Genomic DNA, 23,178 nt, shown 5'->3' with positions numbered 1-23,178 from the left:
CCTCCTTGATCAACATGTGAAGTTACTGCTCGTCCTGCTCGGACTGTTCGTGCGCGATGAGCTCGTTGAGCCACCGCACCTCGCGCTCCGTGCTCTCCAGGCCTTGGCTGTGCAGCTCACGGGTGTAGCGGTCGATCTGCTCGCCCGTGCGGGCGAGCCGCTCGCGGAGCCCCTCCCTGCGTTCCTCGACCCACCGCCGGCGGCCCTCCAGGATGCGCATCCTGACGTCGGCCGGCGTGCGGGAGAAGAACGCCAGGTGGACCCCGAACGAGTCGTCGTCCCAGGTCTGCGGCCCCGCCTCGGACAGGAGGTCGGCGAACCGCTCCTTGCCCTCGGGTGTGAGCTTGTAGACCTTGCGAGCCCGACGTCCCCAAGAAAGAGCCGATTCCTCCGGCCCCTCCTCCACGATCAGGCCCGCCCGTTGGAGTCGCCGCAGTGTTGGGTACAGCGATCCGTAGGAGAACGCGCGAAACGCTCCGAGCAGGTCATGCAAGCGCTTGCGCAGCTCGTAGCCGTGCATGGGCGCCTCGTGCAGCAGGCCGAGCAGCGCGAACTCGAACACGAGTCACCTCCTCGCACCTGCACCGATAGGTGAGGTGATTATATCGGCGCGATACATCGTGTGCTCCTCAGAACTGTGGGATGTGGCACACCGTGATACCGCGTCCAGGACTGCTGCCCTGAACGGCCCATCATCGAAAAGCGCCCGGCACGTACTCTTGTCACGTGTTGACCCAACGACAGGTGGTGGACTACTCGCTGCAGCGCCGTGCGCTGCTGGCGGAGGTCTATGCCGGTCGCACGGGCACCATGGAGGTCTGCGACGCGTCCCCGTACCTGCTGCGAGCTGCGAAGTTCCACGGAACGGCGACGGAAGTGCCCTGCCCCGTGTGCCGGAAGGAACCCCTGACCCACGTCTCGTGGGTCTACGGTGACGAGCTCAAGCACGCGGCCGGCTCGGCGCGCGCACCTGAAGAACTGGTGAAGATGGCGAACCTCTTCGACGAGTTCTCCGTGTACGTGGTTGAGGTTTGCCGCACGTGCAGTTGGAACCACCTGGTGCAGTCATACGTCCTGGGGAAGCGTGGGCTGGAAAAGCCACGCAGGAGGACTGCGGCGGAATGACCCACAGGTGACACTGCTCCGAATGAAGTACGACCACCGAACCGTGTGCTGACGCACGCCGGTCTGGGAGGCCTTTTCACGTGAACGACCAGCATGATGACCGGCAGCGCGGAGGCGAACCGCAGTGGCCGACCGGGGACGACCCGGACGGCGGCGGTACGAGGCGCGATGTCCCGAATCAGCCACGACCGGGCACCCCGCCCGGCGGTTTCGCGCGCCCTCCCCAGGGTGGCACGCCGCCCGGTGGATTCCCACAGCAGCAGCCCCCGCGCCGCCCGAACGGACCAGGCGGTCCGCAGGGAGGTCCCGGGCGCCCGGTGAACGGCCCCGGCGGGCCTCAGGGCGGTCCCGGCGGACCGCAGGGCGGCCCCGGCGGACCGCAGGGCGGCCCCGGCCGTCCTCCGACGCCTCCCGGCGGCATGCCGATCGCCCCGCCCCCCGGTGCCCGTCGCCCCGGTGGGCCCGGCGGTCCCGGCGGCCCCCAGGGCGGTCCCGGTGGTCCGGGCCGTCCCGTTCCCCCGCGCAACCCCGGTGAGGAACGCACCACGCAGATGCCGCCGGTCAACCGGCCGACGCAGCGCGAGCCCGAGCTCATCACCCACCGCGAGCCCGAGGACGAGTTCCTCATGGCCGGTGCCGGCGACGATGACGACGACTACGAGTACGACGACGAGCCGGAGCTCACCGAGGACGAGGAGCGTCGTCTGCGCAAGAAGAAGATCTGGAAGCGCGTCCGGATCGGCGCGTTCGTCGCGATCGGCCTGATGATCCTGGGTCCGGTGATCGCCGTCGCGGTCGCCTACCCGCTCGTCGACTGGCCCCGCCCCGACGAGATCGCGGCCAAGCAGGACAAGACGATCACGCTGCTCTACTCGGACGGCTCCGAGATGGGCAAGATCACCTCGCCCGGTGAGAACCGCACGATGCTCACCTACGAGGAGCTCCCGGACACCGTCAAGAACGCGGTCATGGCCGCGGAGGACGCGAACTTCTTCGAGAACCCCGGGTTCGACGCGAAGGCCATCGTCCGCGCCGTCTGGATCCAGGCGACCGGCGGCAGCTCCGGTGGTTCCGGCCTGACGCAGCAGTACATCAAGAAGGCCACCAACAACGAGGCTCCGACGCTGACGCGAAAGTTCACGGAGCTCGTCAAGGCCTACAAGATGAGCAACGAGTCGGACCACCCGACGATCCTCACCGCGTACATGAACACGGTGTACTTCGGCCGGGGCGCGAACGGCATGAAGGCCGCGGCGCAGGTCTACTACGACAAGGAGATGAAGGACCTCACCCCCTCCGAGGCCGCCTTCATCGCCGGCATGATCCAGATCCCCTCCTGGTCCGAGGACGAGGAGCACGCGAAGAAGCGCTGGGAATTCGTCATGGGGCAGATGCTCCAGAAGGGCTGGATCAGCCAGGCCGACTACGACGGCCGCAAGTACCCGGCACCGCTGCCCTTCGAGCAGACGCAGCCCGCGAGCCTCGACGGCCCGCTCGCCCGCGTGAGCCAGCGGGTCCAGAACGAGCTCGACAGCGAGCTCGTCGGCATCACGATGGAGAAGGCGCAGAAGGAAGGCGTCACCATCACCACGACGATCGACCCGAAGATGCAGCAGGCCGCGGTCGACGCCGTCAACTCCGTCATGGAGGGCCAGGACCCGGAACTGCGCACGTCGCTCAGCGCGATCGAACCGCAGTCCGGTGCCGTCCGGGCCTACTACCCGGGCAAGGACGGCCTCAAGGGCATCGACTACGCCATGGGCACCGCCCAGGAGGCCGGGTCGTCGTTCAAGCCGTTCGACCTGGTGGCCGACCTGAAGCGCGGCAAGGGCATCGGCGACACGTACGACAGCACGCCGCGCACGATCGCCAAGCAGCCGGTCCGCAACGCGAGCACCACCACGTGCGGTAAGGAATGCACGGTCAAGCAGGCCATGAAGGAGTCCCTCAACACCGTCTTCTACGAGATGGTGGCGGGCGACAACGGCACCGGTACGCCGGCCGTCGCGCAGGCCGCGCACGAGGCGGGCATCCCGAAGACCATCAGGATCGAGGGTCAGGACAAGCAGACGCTGGTCGGCGAAGGCGGCAACCCGCCCAGCGCCGGTATCTCCATCGGCGCCGAGAGCGCCCAGGTGCGGCCGTTCGACATGGCCTCCGCCTACGCCACCTTCGCGGCCCGCGGCATCTACCGCGTTCCGTTCTTCGTCAGCAAGGTCACGGGTCCGAGCGGCGACGTCCTGTACCAGCACGTCGACCAGCCGGTGCCTGCCTTCGACCCGGTCGAGACGAAGAGCCGCGACATCGCCGACAACGTCACCGAGACGTTGAAGGAGATCCCGGCCTACTCGAAGATCCCGTGCGCGGGCAACCGCGAGTGCGCCGGCAAGACCGGTACGCACGAGCTCGCGGACAGCCTCGACCAGAACTCGAAGGCCTGGATGGTCGGCTACACGCCGCAGTTGTCCGCCTCGGTCTGGATGGGCAAGGACGCCGGTAACGTCGCCATCAGGAACAAGGAAGGCAAGGCGATCTTCGGTTCGGGCCTTCCCGGCCAGATCTGGAAGAAGTTCATGGACGGGGCGCTCGCGGGCGCGCCGAAGGAGAAGTTCGCGAAGCCGAACCCGCTCGGCAACTTCAACCCGACGCGCAAGTCCGAACCGCCGGTCGCTCCGACGAGCAACCAGCCGCCGAGCACGCCGCCGAGCACGCCGCCGTCCCAGACGTCGGAGCCCGGCAAGCCGTCGCAGACGAAGCCGAACCCCGGCTGCATCCCGGGCATCAACTGCCCGGACCCGTCCGAGGAGCCTGATCCTCCGACCTCCACCGGCCGCCCGAGGAGTGGCCCAGGAGACGGCTGATCCGCCAACGGGACGGCGCGCACCTGAACCGCTCCCCGGAAGCCGGACTGGAGATCCAGTCCTGGCTCCCGGGGAGCGGTTTTTGCATTCACAGAGTTCTTTGTCCGTTGCGGGCGATTTCCGCCGCTCAGCACACCGAGCGCTTTTGCGCAACTATCCACCCGCGCAGTTGACCACGCTCCGTGCGCTTGACGTCGCTCTGCGCATCAGCTTCAATTCTCCTGGCGCGACAGACTCTGGGGGTTTCCGCGCCGAAGGGCCTCACGTCCGCCTGGGCGTTCCGGAGCGATGTCGCTCTCGGTGAGCCTTGATCAGCTAATGCACTTCCGCACAGGAAAGTGCCTGTCTTCGCATGCCGGCATGCGACAACAGGCTTCTTCGCCGTGCTCCAAAAAATGAATCGGGGGAAAGAAGACAATGAAGAGTTTGTCCATCGCTCTGACCGCCACGGCATTCGCGCTGTCAGGCCTCGCGCTCCCCGCGCAGGCAGCACCCGCGCAGGACTACTGCGTGGCCGTGGTGAGCAAGACCGGCCAGGTCGCGAAGACGTGCGACGTCCGGCAGGGCACGCCCAAACTGCTCGCCGCCAGAGCCGCCGCGAGTTCGAAGCTGATGACCTGGTACGACAACTGGAAGTTCGACGCCTCCGCCGGCGCCGTCGAGTGGTGGGGCAGCTTCGGCACCTGCGACAAGGACGGGTACACGATCAACATGGATGCGAACAACTTCCCCAGCTGGAAGAACCGCATCTCGTCGTTCCGGGTGCACGAGGCCTGCTGGGTCACGATGGCGTACTACGACGCCTACTCGCCGAGTGGTCCTTCGGCGAGGTACACCGGCAGCGTGGAATGGGTCGGGAACGACTACCGCGAGAACGACAACTTCGAGGGCTTCCACGTCAGCACCTGAGATTGTGCTCGCGTTGCTCTGAACCGCGGTCAGATTCATTTCGGCGATGCGATTCAGTTCGTCCGAGAACAGGCGTTGTTTCACATCCTTGCCAAGGCTGGTAGCCGCACACGTCCTCATGCGGTTACCAGCCCGATCGGCATGCCCGAAAACCTCTGGAGGTTTCGTGAAACGTCTCCGAAGAAGTCTGAGGAGATTGGCTCTTTGCACAGCCGCACTGACACTTCTGTCCGCAACGACAGCGGTCGCGGCGCCCGACCCCGCGCCGAACGTCGAGGCGGAGCGGCCCAAGCCCACCGACCCGTCGTCGGTCACGCCGCAGCGACGGGCGGAGGTGCTCGGGGGCGACTGGCAGCGGTCGGACGACAGGATGTGGACGACGACCGGTGACCAGACCGGTTTCCACGTCATGGTCGCTTCGGCGAAGTCCGGCTATGCCTGGAAGACGGTGGCGACGCTGAACCACCCGGCGGTCGAGGCCGACCTGTGGATCGGCAACGCGTGTGCGACGGGCTCCGGTGATCGGATCGTGGTGGTCTACGCACCGCGGACGTACACCAACAAGGAAGACCTGATGGCTCGCGGCGCGTTCACAGCGACCGTAGACCTCAACACGGGTGCGGTGAAGAAACTGCCCGTGCGCACCACGCTCGCCTATTACAACCCCGGTTGCGGTCTCGACGAGACGGCTGTCCTCACCCAGGACGCGACCGAGGACAAGGGCAAAACAGGGTTGATCAAGCTCGATGCCGCTACCGGCGTGTTGAGCAAGCGCGTCGAGGTTCTCGGGCAGGTGACATCGGCGGTTCCCGCCCGCGACGGCGTCATCGCCAGCTCCGGATCCTCGCTGGAACGCATCGCCGACGACGGCAAGCGGACCCGGTTGGCGTCGACGACCGGTGTGGCGTTCGAGCTCAAGCCCGACGCCGCCAACGGTGTCGTCTACCTGGAGGGCGACGACCGGACGAACCGCGTGCAGCGGCTCGACCTCGCGACCGCCAAGCAGGCGGCCGTGCCTTCCACGCTCGCAGCGGGCAAGGCCGGCGACGTCGGTCTCGCTCGCACGATCGGCGGCAAGGTCGTCATCACCGGCAAGACCGACAAGGTCGAGAAGCTGCCCGCGACCGTCTCCCGGCTCGACGTTCCAGCCGGCGTGCAACTCTCGTCGCGCGGCGAGTCCTCGATCACCGAGGTGGCGCGGGCCGATGGCAAGACCCCTGGCGTGTTCTCCCTGACGCCCGGCAAGGCCGAGCGCGTGCACATCAAGGCCAAGAGCACGAAGACGGGCAAGGACATCGGGTTCACCGTCGACCCGGCGGCAGACCGGCCGGTGGTCAACGCGCTCTCCGAACCCGGCCCGAGCGGCCAGTCCGAGATGGGGACGCTGGCCAACCAGGACATGAGCGAGGCAGCCGCCACCTGCGCGATCCGTCGCAACGACCTGAGCAAGCAGATCTACCAGCCCAAGCCCAAGCAGGTCGAGTGGGCGGCGAACTGGGCGGTGAACGGCGGGCTCATGTGGGAACGGCCACCGAACTGGCACAACAACGGGCTTTCCTTCCCCTACAAGCAGCAGGAAGGCGGGATGTTCCCGTCGATTCCGCTCAGGGGCGGTGGCAAGGTCCCGGTTCAGGTCATGCTCGGCATCCTCGGCCAGGAGTCGAACCTGTGGCAGGCGAGCCGGCTCGCGCTTCCCGGTGAGTGGGCGAACTCGCTGATCGGCAACTACTACGGCAACGACATCTACAACGGAACCGAGGCCGACGACTGGGACATCGACTTCTCCAAGGCCGACTGCGGCTACGGCGTGTCCCAGACGACCGACGGCATGCGCCTCGCGGGCAGGGAACGTCCGGGTGAGACGGCCAGGTCGTACGCGCACCAGGTCATGATCGCCACCGACTACGCGGCGAACGTGGCGGCGGGTCTGCAGATCCTGCAGGAGAAGTGGAACCAGCTGCAGGACGCGGGCGTCACGATCAACAACAACGATCCCGGCAAGCTGGAGAACTGGTTCGGCGCCGTCTGGGCCTACAACTCCGGTTACCACCCGGCGGGCGAGGGCGGCTCCAACGGCGCCGTCGGCCTCGGCTGGGGCAACAATCCCGCCAACGCGCGGTACCCGGCGAACAGGTACGAGTTCGGCCGGAGCCCCGCGGACTTCGCGACGCCGCAGAAGTGGCCCTACCCCGAGAAGGTGATGGGCTTCGCGGCGAACCCGCCGTCGGCCTTCGAGGACGAGAACACGGAGGTGCGGTTCTTCAACGCCGCCTGGTGGAACGGTGACGAGAAGCTGCCGGACACCGACCCGAAGTCCTCGAAGTACAACAGGAAGACCGTCAAGCCTCCGATCAACACGTTCTGCACCCCGGCCCGCAACGACTGCTACCCCGGCGTCCAGTTCACGCCGAACGCCCCCGAGGTCGTGGGCGAGCCCGCGGGACCCTGTGCCCACAAGAACTCGGCCGGCCAGTACGACCTGAAGTGCTGGTGGAACAACCAGGCCGTGTGGAAGGCCGACTGCGACTACACGTGCGGCAACGAGAACTACCGCTACTACCCCGACTACCCCCGTGAGCCCGACGACGCCCTCGGAATGCCGACCTGCGGCAACGCGAAGCTGGTCGCCGACGCGATGGTCGTCGACGATCTGGACCGCGCAACTCCGCCGCCCTTCCAGTACGGCAATCCGCCGGCGAGGACCTGTCCCAGGACGAACTTCGTCGACGGGACGTTCAGCATCGACTTCGCGACACCGTCGTCACGAATGGACCTCCACCACGCGACGAGCGGCTACGGGGGCCATTACTGGTTCTCCCACGCCCATGCCGACGACGAGGTCGGGCGCAAGTTGCGCATGACCGCCACCTGGACTCTCGGGCGCACGGTGAACGCCCCGGTGAAGGTGCTGGCGTTCCAACCGCCGAGAGCGCTGAACTCCTCGCAGCTGACCTACTCGGTCCACAGCGCGGACGGCGTGCAACAGGTGAACGTCAGTCCGGGCACCAAGGACGAGCCGTGGGTCGAACTCGGCGTCTTCTCGTTCACCGAGAACCCGAAGGTCTCCCTGAGCTCCATCAACGCAGCCGGAAACGAGCAGGCCGTCGCGTTCGACGCCGTCGCCTTCGTCCCGGCGGGCGACGTCTGGCAGGGCGATCAGATCGTCAAGCTGGTCAACGAGAACAGCGGGCGGTGCCTGAACATCGGCACGCCCAACCCGCACGGTCAGGTCCTGGCCGAACAGAGGGCCTGCTCCGACGACCTCAAGGAGAACTGGGTCTTCCACCTCGTGCGCACCGGCACCACCACGGGCCCCAGCGGACCGGTGAAGACCTACGACTACACGATCAAGAACCGGGTCACCGGCCAGTGCCTGGTGGGCGGGGAGCCCCTTGACGGCGTGATCATGGGCGACTGCAGCACGGCCACGGGGAATCTCACGTCGAAGCTCTGGCGGGCGTACGGATTCCAGTACGAGGGAAGTTTCAAGACAACCTTGGAGTGGCGCAAGAACTACCAGTACACGCTCGCTGTGTATCAGTGCGACAAGGAAGACGGCGGATTCGTCACCACCGAGAAGTTCTGGGGCGAGTCGGCCCAGCGAGGATGCCCGACCGGCGTCTGGGGCTGGGACTGGAACGTCGTACGTCTGAACAGGTGACCTGGGGGCCGGTGCGATCTCGCACCGGCCTTCTCCTCGACCGAAAGTCCGTGAACCGCGAAGACTCCTGGGGGAGCACGCATGCGCAGAAAACGCATGAGAAGAACGATCGTGCCCGTGGTGGCTCTGGCCCTGCTGGCAGGGCAGGCGCAGTCCACAGCAGCACCCGAACCGGCCCGGCCTCCCGCGGCGGCGCCGGTGGCCGAGTCCGACCCGAGCTCGACCGATCCCGCCAAGCGCGGAGAAGTGCTCGGCGAGGACTGGCAGAAATCGGGCGACCGGGCGTGGACCACGAGTGGCGACGGTGACGGCTTCCACCTGTTGGTCGCCGACGCGTCGACCGGCTACACGTGGCGCACCGCCGCCACGCTGTCCGAAGCCGGCTTCGACGCGGACCAGTGGATCGGCAACGCCTGCGTGACGGAGTCCGGCAAACGCGCCGTCGTCGTCTACGCACCACGGATCTTCACCAACCGCGAGGAACTCTCGTCGCGTGGCGGGTTCAGCGCGGTGGTCGACCTCGACTCCGGCGCCGTGACGAAGTTGAAGGTCAGGTCCAGCCTCGCCTACTTCAACCCGGGCTGTGGTGCCGGCGAACAGGCGGTGCTGACCCAGGAGGCCGACGACTTCGGCAAGACGGGTCTCAACCGGGTCGACGCGGCCGCGGGCTCGACGACCCAGCGCATCGAGGTCGACGGCCAGGTCACCTCGGCGGTGCCGACCAGAGCCGGCATCGTCGCGGCCGCTCGCGACGCCGTCGTCAAGATCGACGAAAAGGGTGCCAGCACGCGGGTCGCCGCCGCCACCGGAACGCCGTTCCTGCTGAAGCCCGACGCCGACGGCGGTCTTGTCTTCCTCGAACGCCTGAAGGACGACGTCCGGGTGCGGCGGGCGCTGCCGGCCGACCCGAAGGCGAAGCTGTCGACGCTGGCCACCGGCGCGTTGAAGGACCTCGCCGTCACGTCCGGTCGAGCGGGCAAGGTCTTCATCACCGGTGCCGCCAAGACGGTGTCCGCTCTGCCTCCTTCGGTGGCGAAGCTCGACGTCGCGAGGGATGCCACCGTCTCCACCGAGGGCAGGAGCGCGGTGGAGAAGTCCGAGTGGGACGCGGCGGCGGTGAAGCCCGGGGAAGCCCGTCCGGCGAAGGTCGAGTTGAAGGTCCTCCCGACGGGGAAGAAGGTCGGGTTCAAGATCGACCCGTCGGCGCGCGTCAGCGACGCTGCCGCCTCCGGACGCGCACTGCACCCGAAGCTCGGCGACGGCGAGGTCAGGGCAAAGCTCGCCGCCACCGACCTCACCGACCCGGTCGACGCAGAGCGGGTGTGTTCGATCCCTCGCGGTGATCCCGACCAGATGGCGACGCAGCCGACGCCCCTGCAGGTCGAATGGGCTGCTGACCGAGCCGTGCTCGGCACGCTCGAGCAGGACACCGGCGCGCAGAAGATGTTCCCGCGGGTCGCGATCGACGGCGGGGACAAGGTGCCGCCACAGATCCTGCTCGGCATCATGGCCCAGGAGTCGAACCTCTGGCAGGCCGCGCGGTTCGCGATCCCCGGCGTCACCGCGAACCCGTTGATCGGCAACTACTTCGGGCTGGAGATCTACAACGACAACGGCGACGACGACTGGGACATCCGCTGGGACAAGGCCGACTGCGGCTACGGCATCACCCAGGTCACCGATGGCATGCGCATGGCCGGCAGGGAGGGCGACATCGCCAAGCACGGCCGTGCTCTTCCGCTCGACCAGCAACGCGCCATCGCGCTGGACCACAAGTCGAACATCGCCAAGGGACTCAGCATCCTGGCGAACAAGTGGAACGAGACGCGGCGAGCAGGGCTGATCGTCAACAACGGCAGCTACCGCAAGATCGAGAACTGGTTCTTCGCGGTCTGGGCGTACAACTCCGGGTTCAACGCGGACAAGGGCGACGGCTCACCGTGGGGTCTCGGGTGGACGAACAACCCGATCAACCCGCGATACCTGGAGAACCGCGCCGCGTTCCTGGACACCTGCCAGTGCGACGCCAAGAACCCGCAGTTCTGGCCGTACCCCGAAAAGATCATGGGTTGGGCCGCGCACTCGATCGGAACGCCGTACGGCGAGCACGGTGCCGGATTCTCCGCGGCGTGGTGGGTCAACACCACCTACCGCTCGGAGGTGAAACCGCCGGTCGACTTGTTCTGCAAGGCGCAGAACGACTGCTACCCCGGTCAGAAGTGGACACCGGATGACCCGTCGGTGCTGCCGGAGCCTGGCGAAAAGCCGGAGAAGCCGGGCCCGTGCGGGCACAAGAGCGCGGCGGGCAAGTACGACCTGAAGTGCTGGTGGCACTTCCCCGCGACGTGGAAGAACGACTGCGACACGACGTGCGGAAACTGGGACTTCCGGTACGACGTCGAGGACAGTCCCGGATGGGGTGGCAACTACCCGCCCCGATGCGGGCTGGAGACGCTGCCGCAGGACGTGCTGATCGTCGACGACGTGCCGAACACGCCCCAGCTCCCGTCGTCCAGGTGGGCTGATCCGGCGCGCAAGTGCGAGCGCGGCTGGAACAACCAGGGCAAGTTCAAGCTGGAGTTCTCGAACCCGTCGGCGAAGATCGACTTCCACCAGATCGGCGCCGGCTTCGACAACCACTTCTGGTTCGGCCACACCCGGCTGAACGATGCCGCGGGCGAGCGCGGCAAGGTCACCGGTACCTGGGAGCTGAACCGGCGGCTCGACGGATGGGCCAGGGTGATGGTGCACATCCCCGACCACGGAGCGCACACGCAGCAGGCGCGATACGAGATCTCGACCGGGCTGGCCACCAAGACCAGGGTGATCGCGCAACGGACCGAGGCGAACAAGTGGGTGTCGCTCGGCGCGATGCAGTTCGCCGGCGTCCCCACGGTGAAGTTGTCCACCACCACGGAAGACGGCATGGGAACCGAGGACGTCGCGTGGGACGCGGTCGCCTTCCAGCCCTTGCCGCAGAAGCCCGAGATGATGGTCGCACTCGGTGACTCGTACTCCTCCGGAGAGGGCTCCGGCGACAACTCGCAGTACTACCGCGAGTCGAACATCGACGGCGACCAGGACAACAACGACCCGGAGTTGCAGAAGCTCAGCACGCGCAACGCGTGCCACAGGTCGCCGAACGCGTGGTCACGGCAGGGCAAGCTGGCGCGGCACAACGGCCCGACGATCGGCCAGGTCGCTGACTTCTACAACGACCCCACGCTGGATTACCACCTGCTCGCCTGCAGCGGTGCGAGAGTGCGGAACCTGCTGCCCAGGGCGATGCCGGACGGATCGCCGCCTCCCAAGGACGCCTCCGGCAACGGTGGTGACAGGCAGTACCGCGAACTCGCCCAGTTGGAACGCGGTTTCGTGGATCAGGACACCACACTGGTGACTCTCTCCATCGGTGGCAACGACACCATGTTCACGCCGGTCATCACCGAATGCGTCATGAACATGAAGCCCTGCCGCGAGGCCCAGATCGACTCGATCGGACCTGGGCCGTTGCGTGAATCCCTGCCCAAGCTGATCAGGGAGAAAGCCGTGCCTTCGGTGGCCACCGCTGTCAGGACCATCCACAAACTGGCTCCGAATGCCAAAATCGTGCTCATGGGTTATCCGAAGCTGGTCGCGACGCAGCAGACGGCCAACTGCCCTGTCACGCCTGACGACGCGAGTTGGCTCATCGACATCGCGAACCTGCTCGGTGACGAATACCTGGCGCTGGGCAGGCAACTCGCCGAGGTGGAGCGCATCCCGATGGTCGTGGGTGACCCGAGGTCCAAGTTCGACGGCAGAGCCGCGTGCGGCGCCCAGCCGGCGATCAACCAGGTCCTCGCCGCACCGTGGACGGACGGGGACAAGCCCTTCCCCGGTCAGCTCGTCCCGGCGAACGTCTTCCACCCGAACAAGGACGGATACCGGTTGTACGGCGAAGTGCTGACCGAGTCCCTGCGGCGGCTCGGACTTTGAGCACCCGCCTGATCGCCGCCGCCGTGCTGAGCGCTCTCGTGCTCAGCACGGCGGCGTGCAAGTCCACTGCGGAGCAGGCGTTCGAGTTCGCGGTGGCGGACGCGCGCAGCGCCGCCGAACAGGGGCGGCAGGAGCTCGAGAAGGTCGCGAATCGTGGCGGGAACGTCGAGGCGGGAGCCAGAGCCGCCATCTTCGGACCTCACACCGTGTTCGCCAGCCGGAACGTCGAGGGCGGCTTCGAGATCGATGCCGTGTACTACGGCGCGGGACGAGCCGGAAGTGCGGGGACGTACGAAGGGACGTCCGTCCGCCTTTGCGTGCGGTTCGAGGTCCACCCCGGTCGTGATCCGCTGGTCGGGACCTCGGACGTCGAGTGCTCCTCCGAACTGCCCACCACCGTCGGCTACTACGGGACGGTCACCCGAACCGTGCGGCTCGAGGACTAGCGACGACCGACTGACCACGGCGAAACGGTCTTGGCCGTAACATCCGCCACGTGCCCAGCAGCCCTGCCGAGCGTCCCGCCGAGGCCCCGGAGCCCGACCTCGCCGAGGACACCGCTTCGCTCACCCGCGAAGAGCGCGTCGCGCCCACGTGGACCGAGTCGCTCGCCCGTGGTCTGAGCAGACCCTTCGGCGGTCCGCTCGGTGAGCACGCGCTGGTCGGCCGGAACTACTTCTGGACGGCCGTGCGGGTGATCCTGATGCTCGCCATCGTCACGTTGCTGCTGGGGTGGGTGCAGAAGTCGCCGTGCATCCAGCAGTACGTGGACGACAAGGGCGTCGTGCAGCTCGACTGGCGGGGGAGCAAGCAGTTCACCGCGCTCTGCTACTCCGACACCGTGCCGCTCTACACCGCGGAACGGCTCGACCAGCGCGGGTCCTTCCCGTACGTCACCTCCTGGAAGGACGACGAGGGCAAGCCGACCGAGCACGTCCGGTACATGGAGTACCCCGTGGTCACCGGCCTGTTCATGTGGCTCAACGCGCGGGTGGCGCAGGGGCTCGTGGCGCTCGTGCCGGGGCTGCCGATGACGGTGATCGTGTTCTTCAACGTCACCGCGTTCTGGCTGGCCGTGGCGTGGCTGGTGACGGTGTTCTCGGTCGCGCGCATCGCGCGGCGCAGGACGTGGGACGCGGCCATCGTCGCCGTGTCGCCGCTGGTCATCGTGCACGCGTTCACGAACTTCGACACGATCGCGACGGCGTTCGCGACGGCCGGTCTGCTGGCGTGGGCGCGGAAGAAGCCCGTGCTCGCCGGTGTGCTGCTGGGGCTCGGTGGCGCGGCGAAGCTGTACCCGTTGTTCCTGCTCGGGCCGTTGCTGTTGTTGTGCTGGCGGTCGAACAGGATCAAGGTGGGCCTCACCACCACTGCCGCGGCCATCGGCGCGTGGGCGCTCGTCAACGCCCCGATCGCCTTGAACCCGGCCTCGCACACGGGGTGGCGGGAGTTCTTCCGCCTCAACACCGAGCGCAACGCGGACCCCGACACGCTCTACAACGTGCTGGTGCAGTGGACGGGCTGGCAGGGCTTCGACCCCGGGCTCACGCAGGGGCAGCCGCCGACGGTCCTCAACACGGTGAGCATGGTGCTGTTCCTGGTCTGCTGCGCCGGCATCGCGTACGTGGCCCTGAGCGCTCCCACCAGGCCGCGGCTCGCGCAGCTCGGGTTCCTGGTCGTGGCGGCGTTCCTGCTGACGAACAAGGTGTGGAGCCCGCAGTACTCGCTGTGGCTGGTGCCGCTGGCCGTGCTCGCGTTGCCGCGCTGGAAGCTGCTGCTGGCGTGGATGACGGTCGACGCGCTGGTGTGGGTGCCGCGCATGTACTTCTACCTCGGCACGGACAACAAGGGCCTGCCGATCGACTGGTTCCTCGGCGCCGTCCTGCTGCGGGACGCGGCCGTCATCACGTTGTGCGTGATCATCCTGAAGGAGATCTACCACCCGGAGCGCGACAAGGTGCGGCTGGCGGGCGACGACCCGCTGGAGGGCGTGCTGGCCGGCGCGCCGGACCGTCCGCTCGTCACACCCTCACGAGGCGAGCCATCGCACCGAATGCGGTCCCGTTCGGGTGCAGGTGATCACCGGAGTCGAACTCCGGACGCAGTCTGAGCGGGTCGGCGGGGTCGCGCACGGCCCTGTCGAAGTCGATGGCGCCGGGGAAGGTGGCGCGGATCCACGCGTTCACCTCCTGCCGCTGCCGCTCCCGTTCCTCGGTCCAGGCCGACCAGCCGCGCCACGGCGTGATGGTGCCGACGTGGAACTCCACGCCCTCCTGGCGGCACCGCAGCTGGACCGTGCGGATGCCGGCGATGACGTTCGCGGCGTTGACGCCGTTCTGGATGTCGTTGATGCCGCCGAGCAGCACGACCTTGCGCACTTCTTTGCTGAAGAGGACGTCACGGCCCACACGGAGGACCATCGGCGCGTTGCCCAGCACCACGCCGTTGCCGTTGATGCCGGCGTTCAGGACCGCGTAGTCGGTCTGGACCAACGACGGCCAGGTGTTCTCGTACCAGCCCTCGGTGATCGAGTCGCCGAACATCACCACGGCCCCCGGTGCGGTGAAGCCCGCGACCTCGACCGCCGAGACGAGGCAGATCTGCTCACGCGTCGAGGTGATCGTGCGATGCGCACGGGCCTGGCACGGCGTTCCGGCCGGGGCGTACGTGCTGATCTCCAGCGTCTTGGTGACCACGAGCAGCACGGCGTCGCTGTAGACCTCGGCGCGAGCCCTGATCGTGACGGCACGGGACCGGCCGAACGTGAGCTGCCGCGTCTGACCGCCGGCCGTGACCGTGACCTGCTCGACGCGGACGGGCCTGGTGCCCATCAGGTTCGACAGGCGCACCCGGACGGAGGTGCCGCCCGCCGCGAGGTCGACCGTCGTGCGCACGCTCTGGTCGGGCACGGAGGCCGAGAGGGTCGGCACCGCCTGCCACACGGGCAGCCAGCGGACCACCTCCGACCGCACGGGCACGCCGGAGGCACCGCAGGCCAGCAGCAACGCCAGCACGATGATCACCCTCACGGGTGGAGTGTGCTGCCGATCAGCGCCGCGCTGCTACGTCTCCGCGGAGGAACTTCAGATCTTCGCGGTCGTCCTCGGTGACGTCCCCCGACTTCAGGAACACGACGAACAGCGCCACGAGCAACGCGGCACGGCCCCACACGCCGATCATCACGGCCTGCGCGGAGAAGCTGTCGTAGATCCCAGCCGGCTGGCCGAACTCGATCGCCCAGAACCACCGGAAGATGCCGATGCCCATGGCCAGGTCGACCACGAAGTACGCGAACGCCCACATCAGCCGCACGCGCAGCAGCACGAGGAACGGCACCAGCCACAGCGTGTACTGCGGCGAGTGGACCTTGTGCAGCAGCATGAAACCGCACAGCATCGCGCCGGACACCGCGATCCACGGGTAGCTGCCCTCGCGCCGGAACCGCATCCAGCCGTAGCCGGCGGCGATCGCGAACGAGACGAGGATCGTGATCGGCGAGATCACGCCGACCAGCGACTGCATCGCGTCGTCGCCGATGAACGGCCGCAGGCCCCAGTACCAGATCGAGTTCGTGGTGATGTCGACCCGGCGCAGCCCCTGGAACTCGAACGACGCCGCCCAGCCGTCGTACCCCGCGATCGCGAACGGCACGTTGACCAGCACGACCGTGACGATCGAGGCGAGCCCGACCTTCACCGCGCCGGCGACGTCGACCTTCTTGCCGTCCGGCATCTCCTGGCCGCGCCAGCCGCCGGTGGCCACGAAGAGCATCAGCGGCAGCACGAAGGCCGCCGGGTAGACCTTGAACGCGAACCCGAGCCCCAGCAGCACGGACGCCACCGTGGCCCGTTCGACCAGCGGTCTGTTCCACCGGTGGACGACGAAGACCGCGGCGACCGAGCACAGGACCACGGGCAGGTCCCAGTTGTGGAACGCGTACAGGACCAGCGGTGGCCCGATCGCCCACAGCAGGGCGCGCCAGCGGGCGAGCTTGCCCAGCATCCAGCCCGTGAGCAGGCCGAACGGCGCCATCAGCAGCGACGAGTAGAGCAGGTACTCCGCGTCGTTGTGCGCGAAGATCGCGCCCGCCCAGATGAGCAGGCCGGAGAGCACCGGGTACTCGACCGAGCCCCCGATGAGGATGCCCTGCTCGTTGATGTTGCCGTCCACGTACGGGAAGACGTGGCGGTCGATGTCGCGCCCGATCCAGAGGTGCTGGATGTCGGAGTAGCAGACGTCCTGCTTGTTGCGCTCGTCGTAGTCGGGCTGCGTGCGGCCCCACTGGTCGAACGCGGGACCGGTGCAGCGGTCCTTGTTGATGAAGCCGAGCAGCAGGGTGAGCCCGCACAGGAGCACGAGCACGACGAGAGCGGCGCTGCCGAAGCGGTTCGTGGAACGCCCTCCGTCGCCTCGCTCGGGCGTCACGCTCACCACCTCGTGCACGGTGTTCACCGGCCGGCGTGGTCGCGCAGGAAGGCGATGTCGTCTGCTTGGCCCTCGTCCGGTGTCTCCACCACTACCGGGCATCCGGCGGTGGCGACCACGGCCGCCAGCTGGTCCGCGTCGATCGTGCCAGTCTTGATGTTGTCGTGCCGGTCGCGCGAGGACCCGAACTCGTCGCGCGAGCTGTTGAGGTGCACGAGGTCGATCCGCCCGGTGATCGCTTTCACCCGATCGACGATGCCGACCAGGTCCTCGCCGGCGGCGAACGCGTGGCAGGTGTCGAGGCAGAAGCCCGCGCCGAACTCGCCGACCGCGTCCCAGAGCAGCTTCAGGGAGTCGAAGGTGCGGGCCATGGCGCCGTCGCCGCCCGCGGTGTTCTCGATCAGGACCGGGACCGCGAAGCCGCCCTCGGCGACCTGGCGCTCGAAGAACTTGCGCCAGTTCGCGAAGCCCTCCGCCGGGTCCTCGCCCTTGGTGACGTGGCCTCCGTGCACGATCAGGCCCTTGGCGCCGACGGTCGCGGCGGCCTCCGCGTGCTGGACCACGTTCTTGCGGGACGGGATCCGGATCTTGTTGTTCAGCGACGCGATGTTGATCATGTACGGGGCGTGGACGAACACCTCGAGATCGGAAGCGAGCAGGGCCTCCGTCTGCGGATGAGGTTTCGGCTTCTTCCAGCCCTGGGGATCCGACAGGAAGAACTGGACGACCTCGGCCCCGCGTTCGGCCGCGGCGCCGACCGGGTCGTCGTCGCGTACATGGGCCCCGATGCGCATACGCAGGAGGGTAGTCGGCGTCCGCAACGCGATCGCAGCCGCCGCCGATAGGAGTAATTGCGAAAACTGGGACTGGTTCGCGTCACCACCAGGACCTACGGTCGTTACTTGAGAGTAGGAAAGGGGTTCGCATGAGGCTGATGAGCGTCGCCGCCACGGCGCTGCTGGCCCTGGCGTCCGCTTCGGTGGGCGGGGTCGCGCACGCGGCTGATCCCATCGTGGTCGGCAGCTGTGCCACCACCGTGCAGGGCGCGCCCGGCACTCCTGTCTCCCTCAGTCCCGCCGCCGTGACGCAGCCGATCACGGACCTCGTGCGCGCCGTCCCCGTGCTGGGACCGCCGCTCGCCGAGCCGTTCAAGCAGGCGTTCTCGCAGGTCAAGCCCATTCCAATCGGTGCTGTTCAAGTCGGTACGACGACCATCACCGGTGGCACGATCGCGAACGCCGTCATGGTCGAGGTCAACAAGATCCCGCTGCTCGGGCCGATCCTCGGCACGCTCGACAAGACCGTGCGCGCGACGCTGACGGGCGGGTGCAAGGTGACCGTCGTCGGCGTGAACCAGGTCGCCGCGCCGATCCAGGACACGTCCAAGGGACTCGCCGACGCCTCCCAGCAGGCGGTCGGAGCGGTCCCGGGCGCGCCGAAGCCGCCTGCCCAGCAGCCCCAGCCGCAGCCCGGCACCAACCCCGGCACGCAGCCGGGCACCCAGCCCGGCGTTCCCGGTGTGGGCGCGGGCGCTCCGAGCAACCGCGACTTCTCGCTCTACCCGATCGGTTCGAACTTCGGCCGCGTGCCGCTGTTCAGCTACGGCTCGCTGCCGTTCGCGATGCCCGGCCTGTACTCGCCGTCGCCCGGCGTGCGCTACGGCTCGCAGGTGCCCCGCGCGTCCAGCGGCACCGGCGTCGAGGGCGACTCGGTGCAGGCCGCCGGTCGCGCGACGGCGTTGCCCAGGCTCTCCGGTCCCGGCGGCGTCGGCGCTCCGGTGCTGGTCGCGGTGCTGATGCTGGCCCTGGTCACGGGCGCGCTGGTCCGGACCTGGGTGCTCCGCCGCACCCCTGCGTAGTCACCGGACGCGCTCTGTTAACCTTTGTCAGTTGCTGACGCGACGACCCTCCTGCCACGGAGAGCCCGTGGCCGCGAGTCCACAGGAGGTGAGTGGTCCTCATGCGTCATTACGAAGTGATGGTCATCCTCGACCCCAGTCTCGACGAGCGCACGATCGCGCCGTCTCTCGACACGTTCCTCAACGTCATCCGCACCACGGGCGGAAACGTTGAGAAGGTCGAGGTGTGGGGCAAGCGCCGGTTGAGCTTCGAGATCAACAAGAGCAGCGAAGGCATCTACGCCGTGCTCGACCTGACCTCGACGCCGGACGCGGTGAAGGAACTGGACCGCCAGCTCGGTCTGCAGGAGACGGTGCTCCGGACGAAGGTCCTGCGCCGCGAGCCCGCCAAGTCGGCCGCCAAGGCCTGACGAACCTCGATTAGGGGAGCTCCCAAGACATGGCTGGTGAGACGACGATCACGGTGGTCGGGAACCTGACTGCCGATCCCGAACTCCGCTTCACCCAGAGCGGTGCCGCGGTGGCGTCCTTCACGGTCGCCTCCACGCCCCGCACCTTCGACCGCCAGTCCGGCGAGTGGAAGGACGGCGAAGCGCTGTTCCTGCGGTGCAACGTGTGGCGGCAGGTCGCCGAGAACGTGGCCGAGTCGCTCACCCGCGGTTCGCGAGTGCTCGTCTCCGGACGGTTGCGCCAGCGTTCCTTCGAGACGAAGGAAGGCGAGAAGCGCACTGTCGTGGAGCTGGAGGTCGACGAGATCGGCCCCTCGCTGCGCTACGCGACCGCGAAGGTCAACAAGGTCAGCCGTGGAGACGGCGGCGGTGGCGGCGGCTTCGGCGGCGGCGGCGGTCAGCAGTCTCGTGGCGGTGGCGGCGGCGCGCCGGCAGACGACCCGTGGGGTTCCGCCCCGCCGGCCGGCTCCGGTGGCTTTGCCGACGAGCCCCCCTTCTAGACCGACTGCACCGGTCACCCAGTACTTCATTCACCGCGTAACCAGGAGTTAGAGACACATGGCCAAGCCGCCTGTGCGCAAGCCCAAGAAGAAGGTCTGCGCCTTCTGCAAGGACAAGAGCGCGTCGCTGATCGACTACAAGGACACGACGCTGCTCCGCAAGTTCATCTCGGACCGGGGCAAGATCCGTGCCCGCCGCGTCACGGGCAACTGCTCGCAGCACCAGCGCGACGTCGCTGTTGCCGTGAAGAACGCCCGTGAGATGGCCCTGCTGCCCTACACCTCGACCGCTCGCTAAGAGAAGGGAACTCCTGCGATGAAGCTCATCCTCACCGCTGACGTTTCCGGCCTTGGCGCGCCCGGCGACATCGTCGAGGTCAAGGACGGCTACGGCCGCAACTACCTGCTCCCGCGCGGCTTCGCCATCGTCGCGACCCGCGGCGCGCAGAAGCAGATCCAGGTCATCACCCGCGCGCAGGACACCCGCCGCGTGCGCGACCTGGACCACGCCAAGGAGATCAAGGCCGCGCTCGAGGGCCTCTCCGTGGAGCTCAAGGCCAAGGCCGCCGCCGGCAGCACCAAGCTGTTCGGCTCGGTCACCGCGTCGGACGTGGCGGCTGCCGTCAAGTCCGCCGGTGGTCCGGTCCTGGACAAGCGCGCCATCGAGCTGCCGGGTCACATCAAGACCACCGGCAAGCACTCGGTGACGGTTCGCCTCCACCCGGAGGTCACTGTCGCCCTGCCGCTCGTAGTGACGGCGGGCGAGTAAGTCCTTCGATCTCGTCGGGCCTGCCGCACCACTCGTTGGTGGGGTTCTCCCACGGTTCGGTTTGCTGAAGCGCTGCCCGTCCGGAATGCTCCGGGCGGGTGGCGCTTTCGCTCGTTCGGACTAGTGCCGCGTTGTCCACGTCCTGTGGATAAACGCATCGCCCGGCGCGTGTGCGACACGCCGAAGAAGGTGTTTTCCGCGACACGCCGAGGGTGTGGCCCACAACTTCTTCCACAACTTGTGCACAGCCTCTGATCTGGGGTTACTTCCGTCACTCCACCGGTTGTCAACAGGTTGTCCCCAGCGTCGCGACCCCTGTGAGCAACCATCCACAGGTTGTCCCCCAGTTGTCCACAGGTCGATCCACACGCTGGTTTGCTTGCTCCGGACGGGTCCCTCTAGCGTCGCGGCCAGGGCGACGCCATCGCACAGCGTGGCCGCCCGGAATTGTCGGTGCCGCGCGGTACAACTAGGGGACTCAGGCACCGGCTCTCGACTTCTTCGCAGGGGTGATTCGGCAGTGGCGCTCGTGGACGACCGGGGCATGGCAGAACCCGCATTCGAGCGTCAGCCGCCCCAGGACCTGGCTGCGGAGCAGTCCGTTCTCGGCGGCATGCTGCTGTCCAAGGACGCGGTCGCGGACGTCATCGAGGCCCTTGCGCCGAACGACTTCTACCGCCCGGCACACCAGGCGATCTACGACTGCATCCTCGACCTGTACGGCCGGGGTGAGCCCGCCGACCCGATCACCATCTCCGCGGAGCTCGAACGCCGCGGCGAGCTGATGCGCGTGGGCGGTGCGCCGTACCTGCACACGTTGATCGCGACGGTCCCCACGGCCGCGAACGCCGGCTACTACGCCGAGATCGTCGCCGAGAAGGCGGTGCTGCGCCGCCTGGTGGAGGCCGGCACGCGCATCGTGCAGCTGGGGTACAACGGCGCCGAGGGCGCGGACGTCGACGAGGTGGTCGACCGGGCGCAGGCCGCGATCTACGAGGTCACCGACCGCCGCACGACCGAGGACTACGTCGCCCTCGAGGACCTGCTCCAGCCGACGATGGACGAGATCGACGCCATCGCGTCGCGAGGCGGCATCTCGCAGGGCATCCCGACGGGCTTCGCCGACCTCGACGCGCTGACCAACGGTCTGCACGGCGGCCAGATGATCATCGTCGCCGCCCGCCCCGGTGTCGGCAAGGCGCTCGCCCTCGACACCCCGCTGCCCACCCCGTCCGGCTGGACCACGATGGGCGAGGTGCGGGTCGGCGAGTTCCTGATCGGAGCCGACGGCCGACCGACCCGCGTGGTCGCCGCGACCGAGGTGATGACGGGCCGCCCGTGCTTCGAGGTCGAGTTCTCCGACGGCACCGTGATCGTGGCCGACGCCGAGCACCAGTGGCTGGCGGAGTCGTGCAGCGAGACCGGCGGTTTCTGGGCGATCCGCACGACCGCGCAGCTGTTCGACCGGGTCGGCCTGTGCCGCATGTTCGTGCGCATGTCCGCCGCCTGGGACCTCCCGGCCGCAGATCTGCCGCTGTCCCCGCGCAAGCTGGGCCTGTTCCTCTCGGGCCTCGGCGACCTGGAACTGACCGACGACGAACTGCGTGTCGCCAAGGAACTGGACCTGGCCGACGACCCGCACATCCCCGCCGCCTACCTCCGGGGTTCCTACAAGCAGCGCGCCGAACTGCTGGCCGCCCTCCAGATCGACGGCCGATTCGCCCGCCTGCGCCGCGACGTCGACGAGCTCGTCGCAAGCCTCGGCGAGCACGACCGGGTGGAGATCACCGCGGTGCGCCCCGTCGCGTCCGTGCCGGTCAGGTGCGTGGAGGTCGACAACCACGACCACCTGTACCTCGCGGGCGAGACGATGATCCCGACCCACAACTCGACGCTGGGCCTCGACTTCGCCAGGTCGTGCTCCGTCAAGCACGGCCTGACCAGCGCCATCTTCAGCCTGGAGATGAGCCGCACCGAGATCGTCATGCGCATGCTCTCCGCCGAGGCCCGCATCCGCCTCGGCGACATGCGAGGCGGCACGATGAGCGACGACGACTGGACCCGCCTGGCCCGCCGCATGAGCGAGATCAGCGAGGCCCCCCTCTTCGTCGACGACAGCCCGAACCTCACGATGATGGAGATCAGGGCCAAGGCCCGCCGCCTCAAGCAGCGCCACGACCTCAAGCTCGTCGTCGTCGACTACCTCCAGCTGATGTCGTCGGGCAAGAAGACCGAGTCCCGCCAGCAGGAGGTCTCGGAGTTCTCCCGATCGCTCAAGCTGATCGCCAAGGAGCTCGAAGTCCCGGTCATCGCGATCTCGCAGCTCAACCGAGGCCCGGAACAGCGAACCGACAAGCGCCCGATGCTCTCCGACCTCCGCGAGTCAGGCTCCCTCGAGCAGGACGCCGACATGGTCATCCTGATCAACCGCCCGGACGCCTGGGAGCGCGACGACCCCCGCGCGGGCGAGGCCGACCTGATCATCGCGAAGCACCGCGCCGGCCCGACCGCCACCATCACGGTGGCGCACCAGCTGCACTACAGCCGCTTCACGGACCTCGCGCAGACCTGATCGGGCGAACCGTGGTGTGCCGCTGGCGGGTGGGCAGGCGGCAATGGCTCCAAACTGCCGCCATCGCCCCG

The 23,178-nt window shown here is 67.9% G+C and carries 17 protein-coding genes; 13 read left to right on the top strand and 4 right to left on the bottom strand.

The features are described 5' to 3' along the window. Positions 1–22: 22 nt before the first annotated feature. On the bottom strand, positions 23–562 hold the full coding sequence (locus ND450_RS32970; RefSeq protein ID WP_089918364.1) for a PadR family transcriptional regulator: 540 nt from the start codon (positions 560–562) through the stop codon (positions 23–25). 164 nt (positions 563–726) lie between these two features. Between ND450_RS32970 and ND450_RS32965 the strand changes: the two genes are divergently transcribed. From ND450_RS32965 to ND450_RS32930, 7 genes are all read left to right on the top strand, one after another. After that, positions 727–1,125, top strand: coding sequence for a DUF5318 domain-containing protein (locus ND450_RS32965; protein ID WP_253322243.1), 399 nt, complete (start codon positions 727–729; stop codon positions 1,123–1,125). A gap of 317 nt (positions 1,126–1,442) precedes the next feature. Next, entirely contained in the window at positions 1,443–3,986 is a 2,544-nt protein-coding gene (locus ND450_RS32955) for a transglycosylase domain-containing protein (RefSeq protein ID WP_305885184.1), read from the top strand. 426 nt (positions 3,987–4,412) lie between these two features. Beyond that, positions 4,413–4,895 carry a hypothetical protein gene (locus ND450_RS32950; protein WP_253322242.1) on the top strand — a complete coding sequence of 161 codons (483 nt, stop codon included), beginning with the start codon at positions 4,413–4,415 and terminating at the stop codon, positions 4,893–4,895. A gap of 196 nt (positions 4,896–5,091) precedes the next feature. Then, a complete protein-coding gene (locus tag ND450_RS32945; RefSeq protein WP_253322241.1) occupies positions 5,092–8,556 on the top strand; it encodes a hypothetical protein in 3,465 nt (1,154 codons plus the stop codon). A gap of 96 nt (positions 8,557–8,652) precedes the next feature. Next, positions 8,653–12,534 carry an SGNH/GDSL hydrolase family protein gene (locus ND450_RS32940; RefSeq protein ID WP_253322240.1) on the top strand — a complete coding sequence of 1,294 codons (3,882 nt, stop codon included), beginning with the start codon at positions 8,653–8,655 and terminating at the stop codon, positions 12,532–12,534. Next, on the top strand, positions 12,531–12,980 hold the full coding sequence (locus ND450_RS32935) for a hypothetical protein (RefSeq protein ID WP_253322239.1): 450 nt from the start codon (positions 12,531–12,533) through the stop codon (positions 12,978–12,980). Before ND450_RS32940 ends, ND450_RS32935 begins: the two co-directional genes overlap by 4 nt. A gap of 50 nt (positions 12,981–13,030) precedes the next feature. Further along, positions 13,031–14,644, top strand: a complete 1,614-nt coding sequence (locus tag ND450_RS32930) for a glycosyltransferase family 87 protein (protein WP_253322238.1) — start codon at positions 13,031–13,033, stop codon at positions 14,642–14,644. Here the strand turns inward: ND450_RS32930 and ND450_RS32925 are convergent. Genes ND450_RS32925 through ND450_RS32915 form a run of 3 tightly spaced genes read right to left on the bottom strand, consistent with a single transcriptional unit; the run spans position 14,556 to position 17,753 of the window. Next, positions 14,556–15,563, bottom strand: coding sequence for a GDSL-type esterase/lipase family protein (locus ND450_RS32925; protein ID WP_253322237.1), 1,008 nt, complete (start codon positions 15,561–15,563; stop codon positions 14,556–14,558). The genes ND450_RS32930 and ND450_RS32925 overlap by 89 nt on opposite strands. 19 nt (positions 15,564–15,582) lie before the next feature. Further along, complete coding sequence (locus ND450_RS32920; protein WP_253322236.1) at positions 15,583–16,959, bottom strand: glycosyltransferase family 87 protein; 1,377 nt, start codon at positions 16,957–16,959, stop codon at positions 15,583–15,585. Positions 16,960–16,982: 23 nt separating this feature from the next. After that, entirely contained in the window at positions 16,983–17,753 is a 771-nt protein-coding gene (locus ND450_RS32915; protein WP_253322235.1) for a deoxyribonuclease IV, read from the bottom strand. A gap of 131 nt (positions 17,754–17,884) precedes the next feature. Here ND450_RS32915 and ND450_RS32910 point away from each other — a divergent pair, with 131 nt between their 5' ends. The 6 genes from ND450_RS32910 to dnaB all read left to right on the top strand — a co-directional run bounded on the left by ND450_RS32910 (position 17,885) and on the right by dnaB (position 23,107). Continuing rightward, positions 17,885–18,817, top strand: coding sequence for a hypothetical protein (locus tag ND450_RS32910; protein WP_253322234.1), 933 nt, complete (start codon positions 17,885–17,887; stop codon positions 18,815–18,817). A gap of 101 nt (positions 18,818–18,918) precedes the next feature. Further along, on the top strand, positions 18,919–19,227 hold the full coding sequence (rpsF, locus tag ND450_RS32905) for a 30S ribosomal protein S6 (protein ID WP_089919040.1): 309 nt from the start codon (positions 18,919–18,921) through the stop codon (positions 19,225–19,227). Between the two features lie 29 nt (positions 19,228–19,256). Continuing rightward, the gene (locus ND450_RS32900; protein ID WP_089918350.1) at positions 19,257–19,766 is read left to right on the top strand and encodes a single-stranded DNA-binding protein; all 510 of its coding nucleotides are present in this window, start codon (positions 19,257–19,259) and stop codon (positions 19,764–19,766) included. A gap of 58 nt (positions 19,767–19,824) precedes the next feature. Next, positions 19,825–20,064: a 30S ribosomal protein S18 gene (gene rpsR / locus ND450_RS32895; protein WP_030480165.1), complete on the top strand. Its 240-nt coding sequence runs from the start codon at positions 19,825–19,827 to the stop codon at positions 20,062–20,064. An 18-nt stretch (positions 20,065–20,082) separates the two neighbouring features. Further along, the gene (rplI, locus tag ND450_RS32890) at positions 20,083–20,535 is read left to right on the top strand and encodes a 50S ribosomal protein L9 (protein ID WP_089918347.1); all 453 of its coding nucleotides are present in this window, start codon (positions 20,083–20,085) and stop codon (positions 20,533–20,535) included. A 544-nt stretch (positions 20,536–21,079) separates the two neighbouring features. Beyond that, positions 21,080–23,107, top strand: coding sequence for a replicative DNA helicase (gene dnaB / locus ND450_RS32885; RefSeq protein ID WP_253322233.1), 2,028 nt, complete (start codon positions 21,080–21,082; stop codon positions 23,105–23,107). Positions 23,108–23,178 lie beyond the last annotated feature (71 nt).

Source organism: Lentzea sp. HUAS12 (assembly GCF_024125735.1).
Taxonomy (GTDB): Bacteria; Actinomycetota; Actinomycetes; order Mycobacteriales; family Pseudonocardiaceae; genus Lentzea; species Lentzea albida.
Note: the sequence above shows the minus strand (reverse complement) of the source record. Positions and strands in the feature narration are given on the sequence as shown.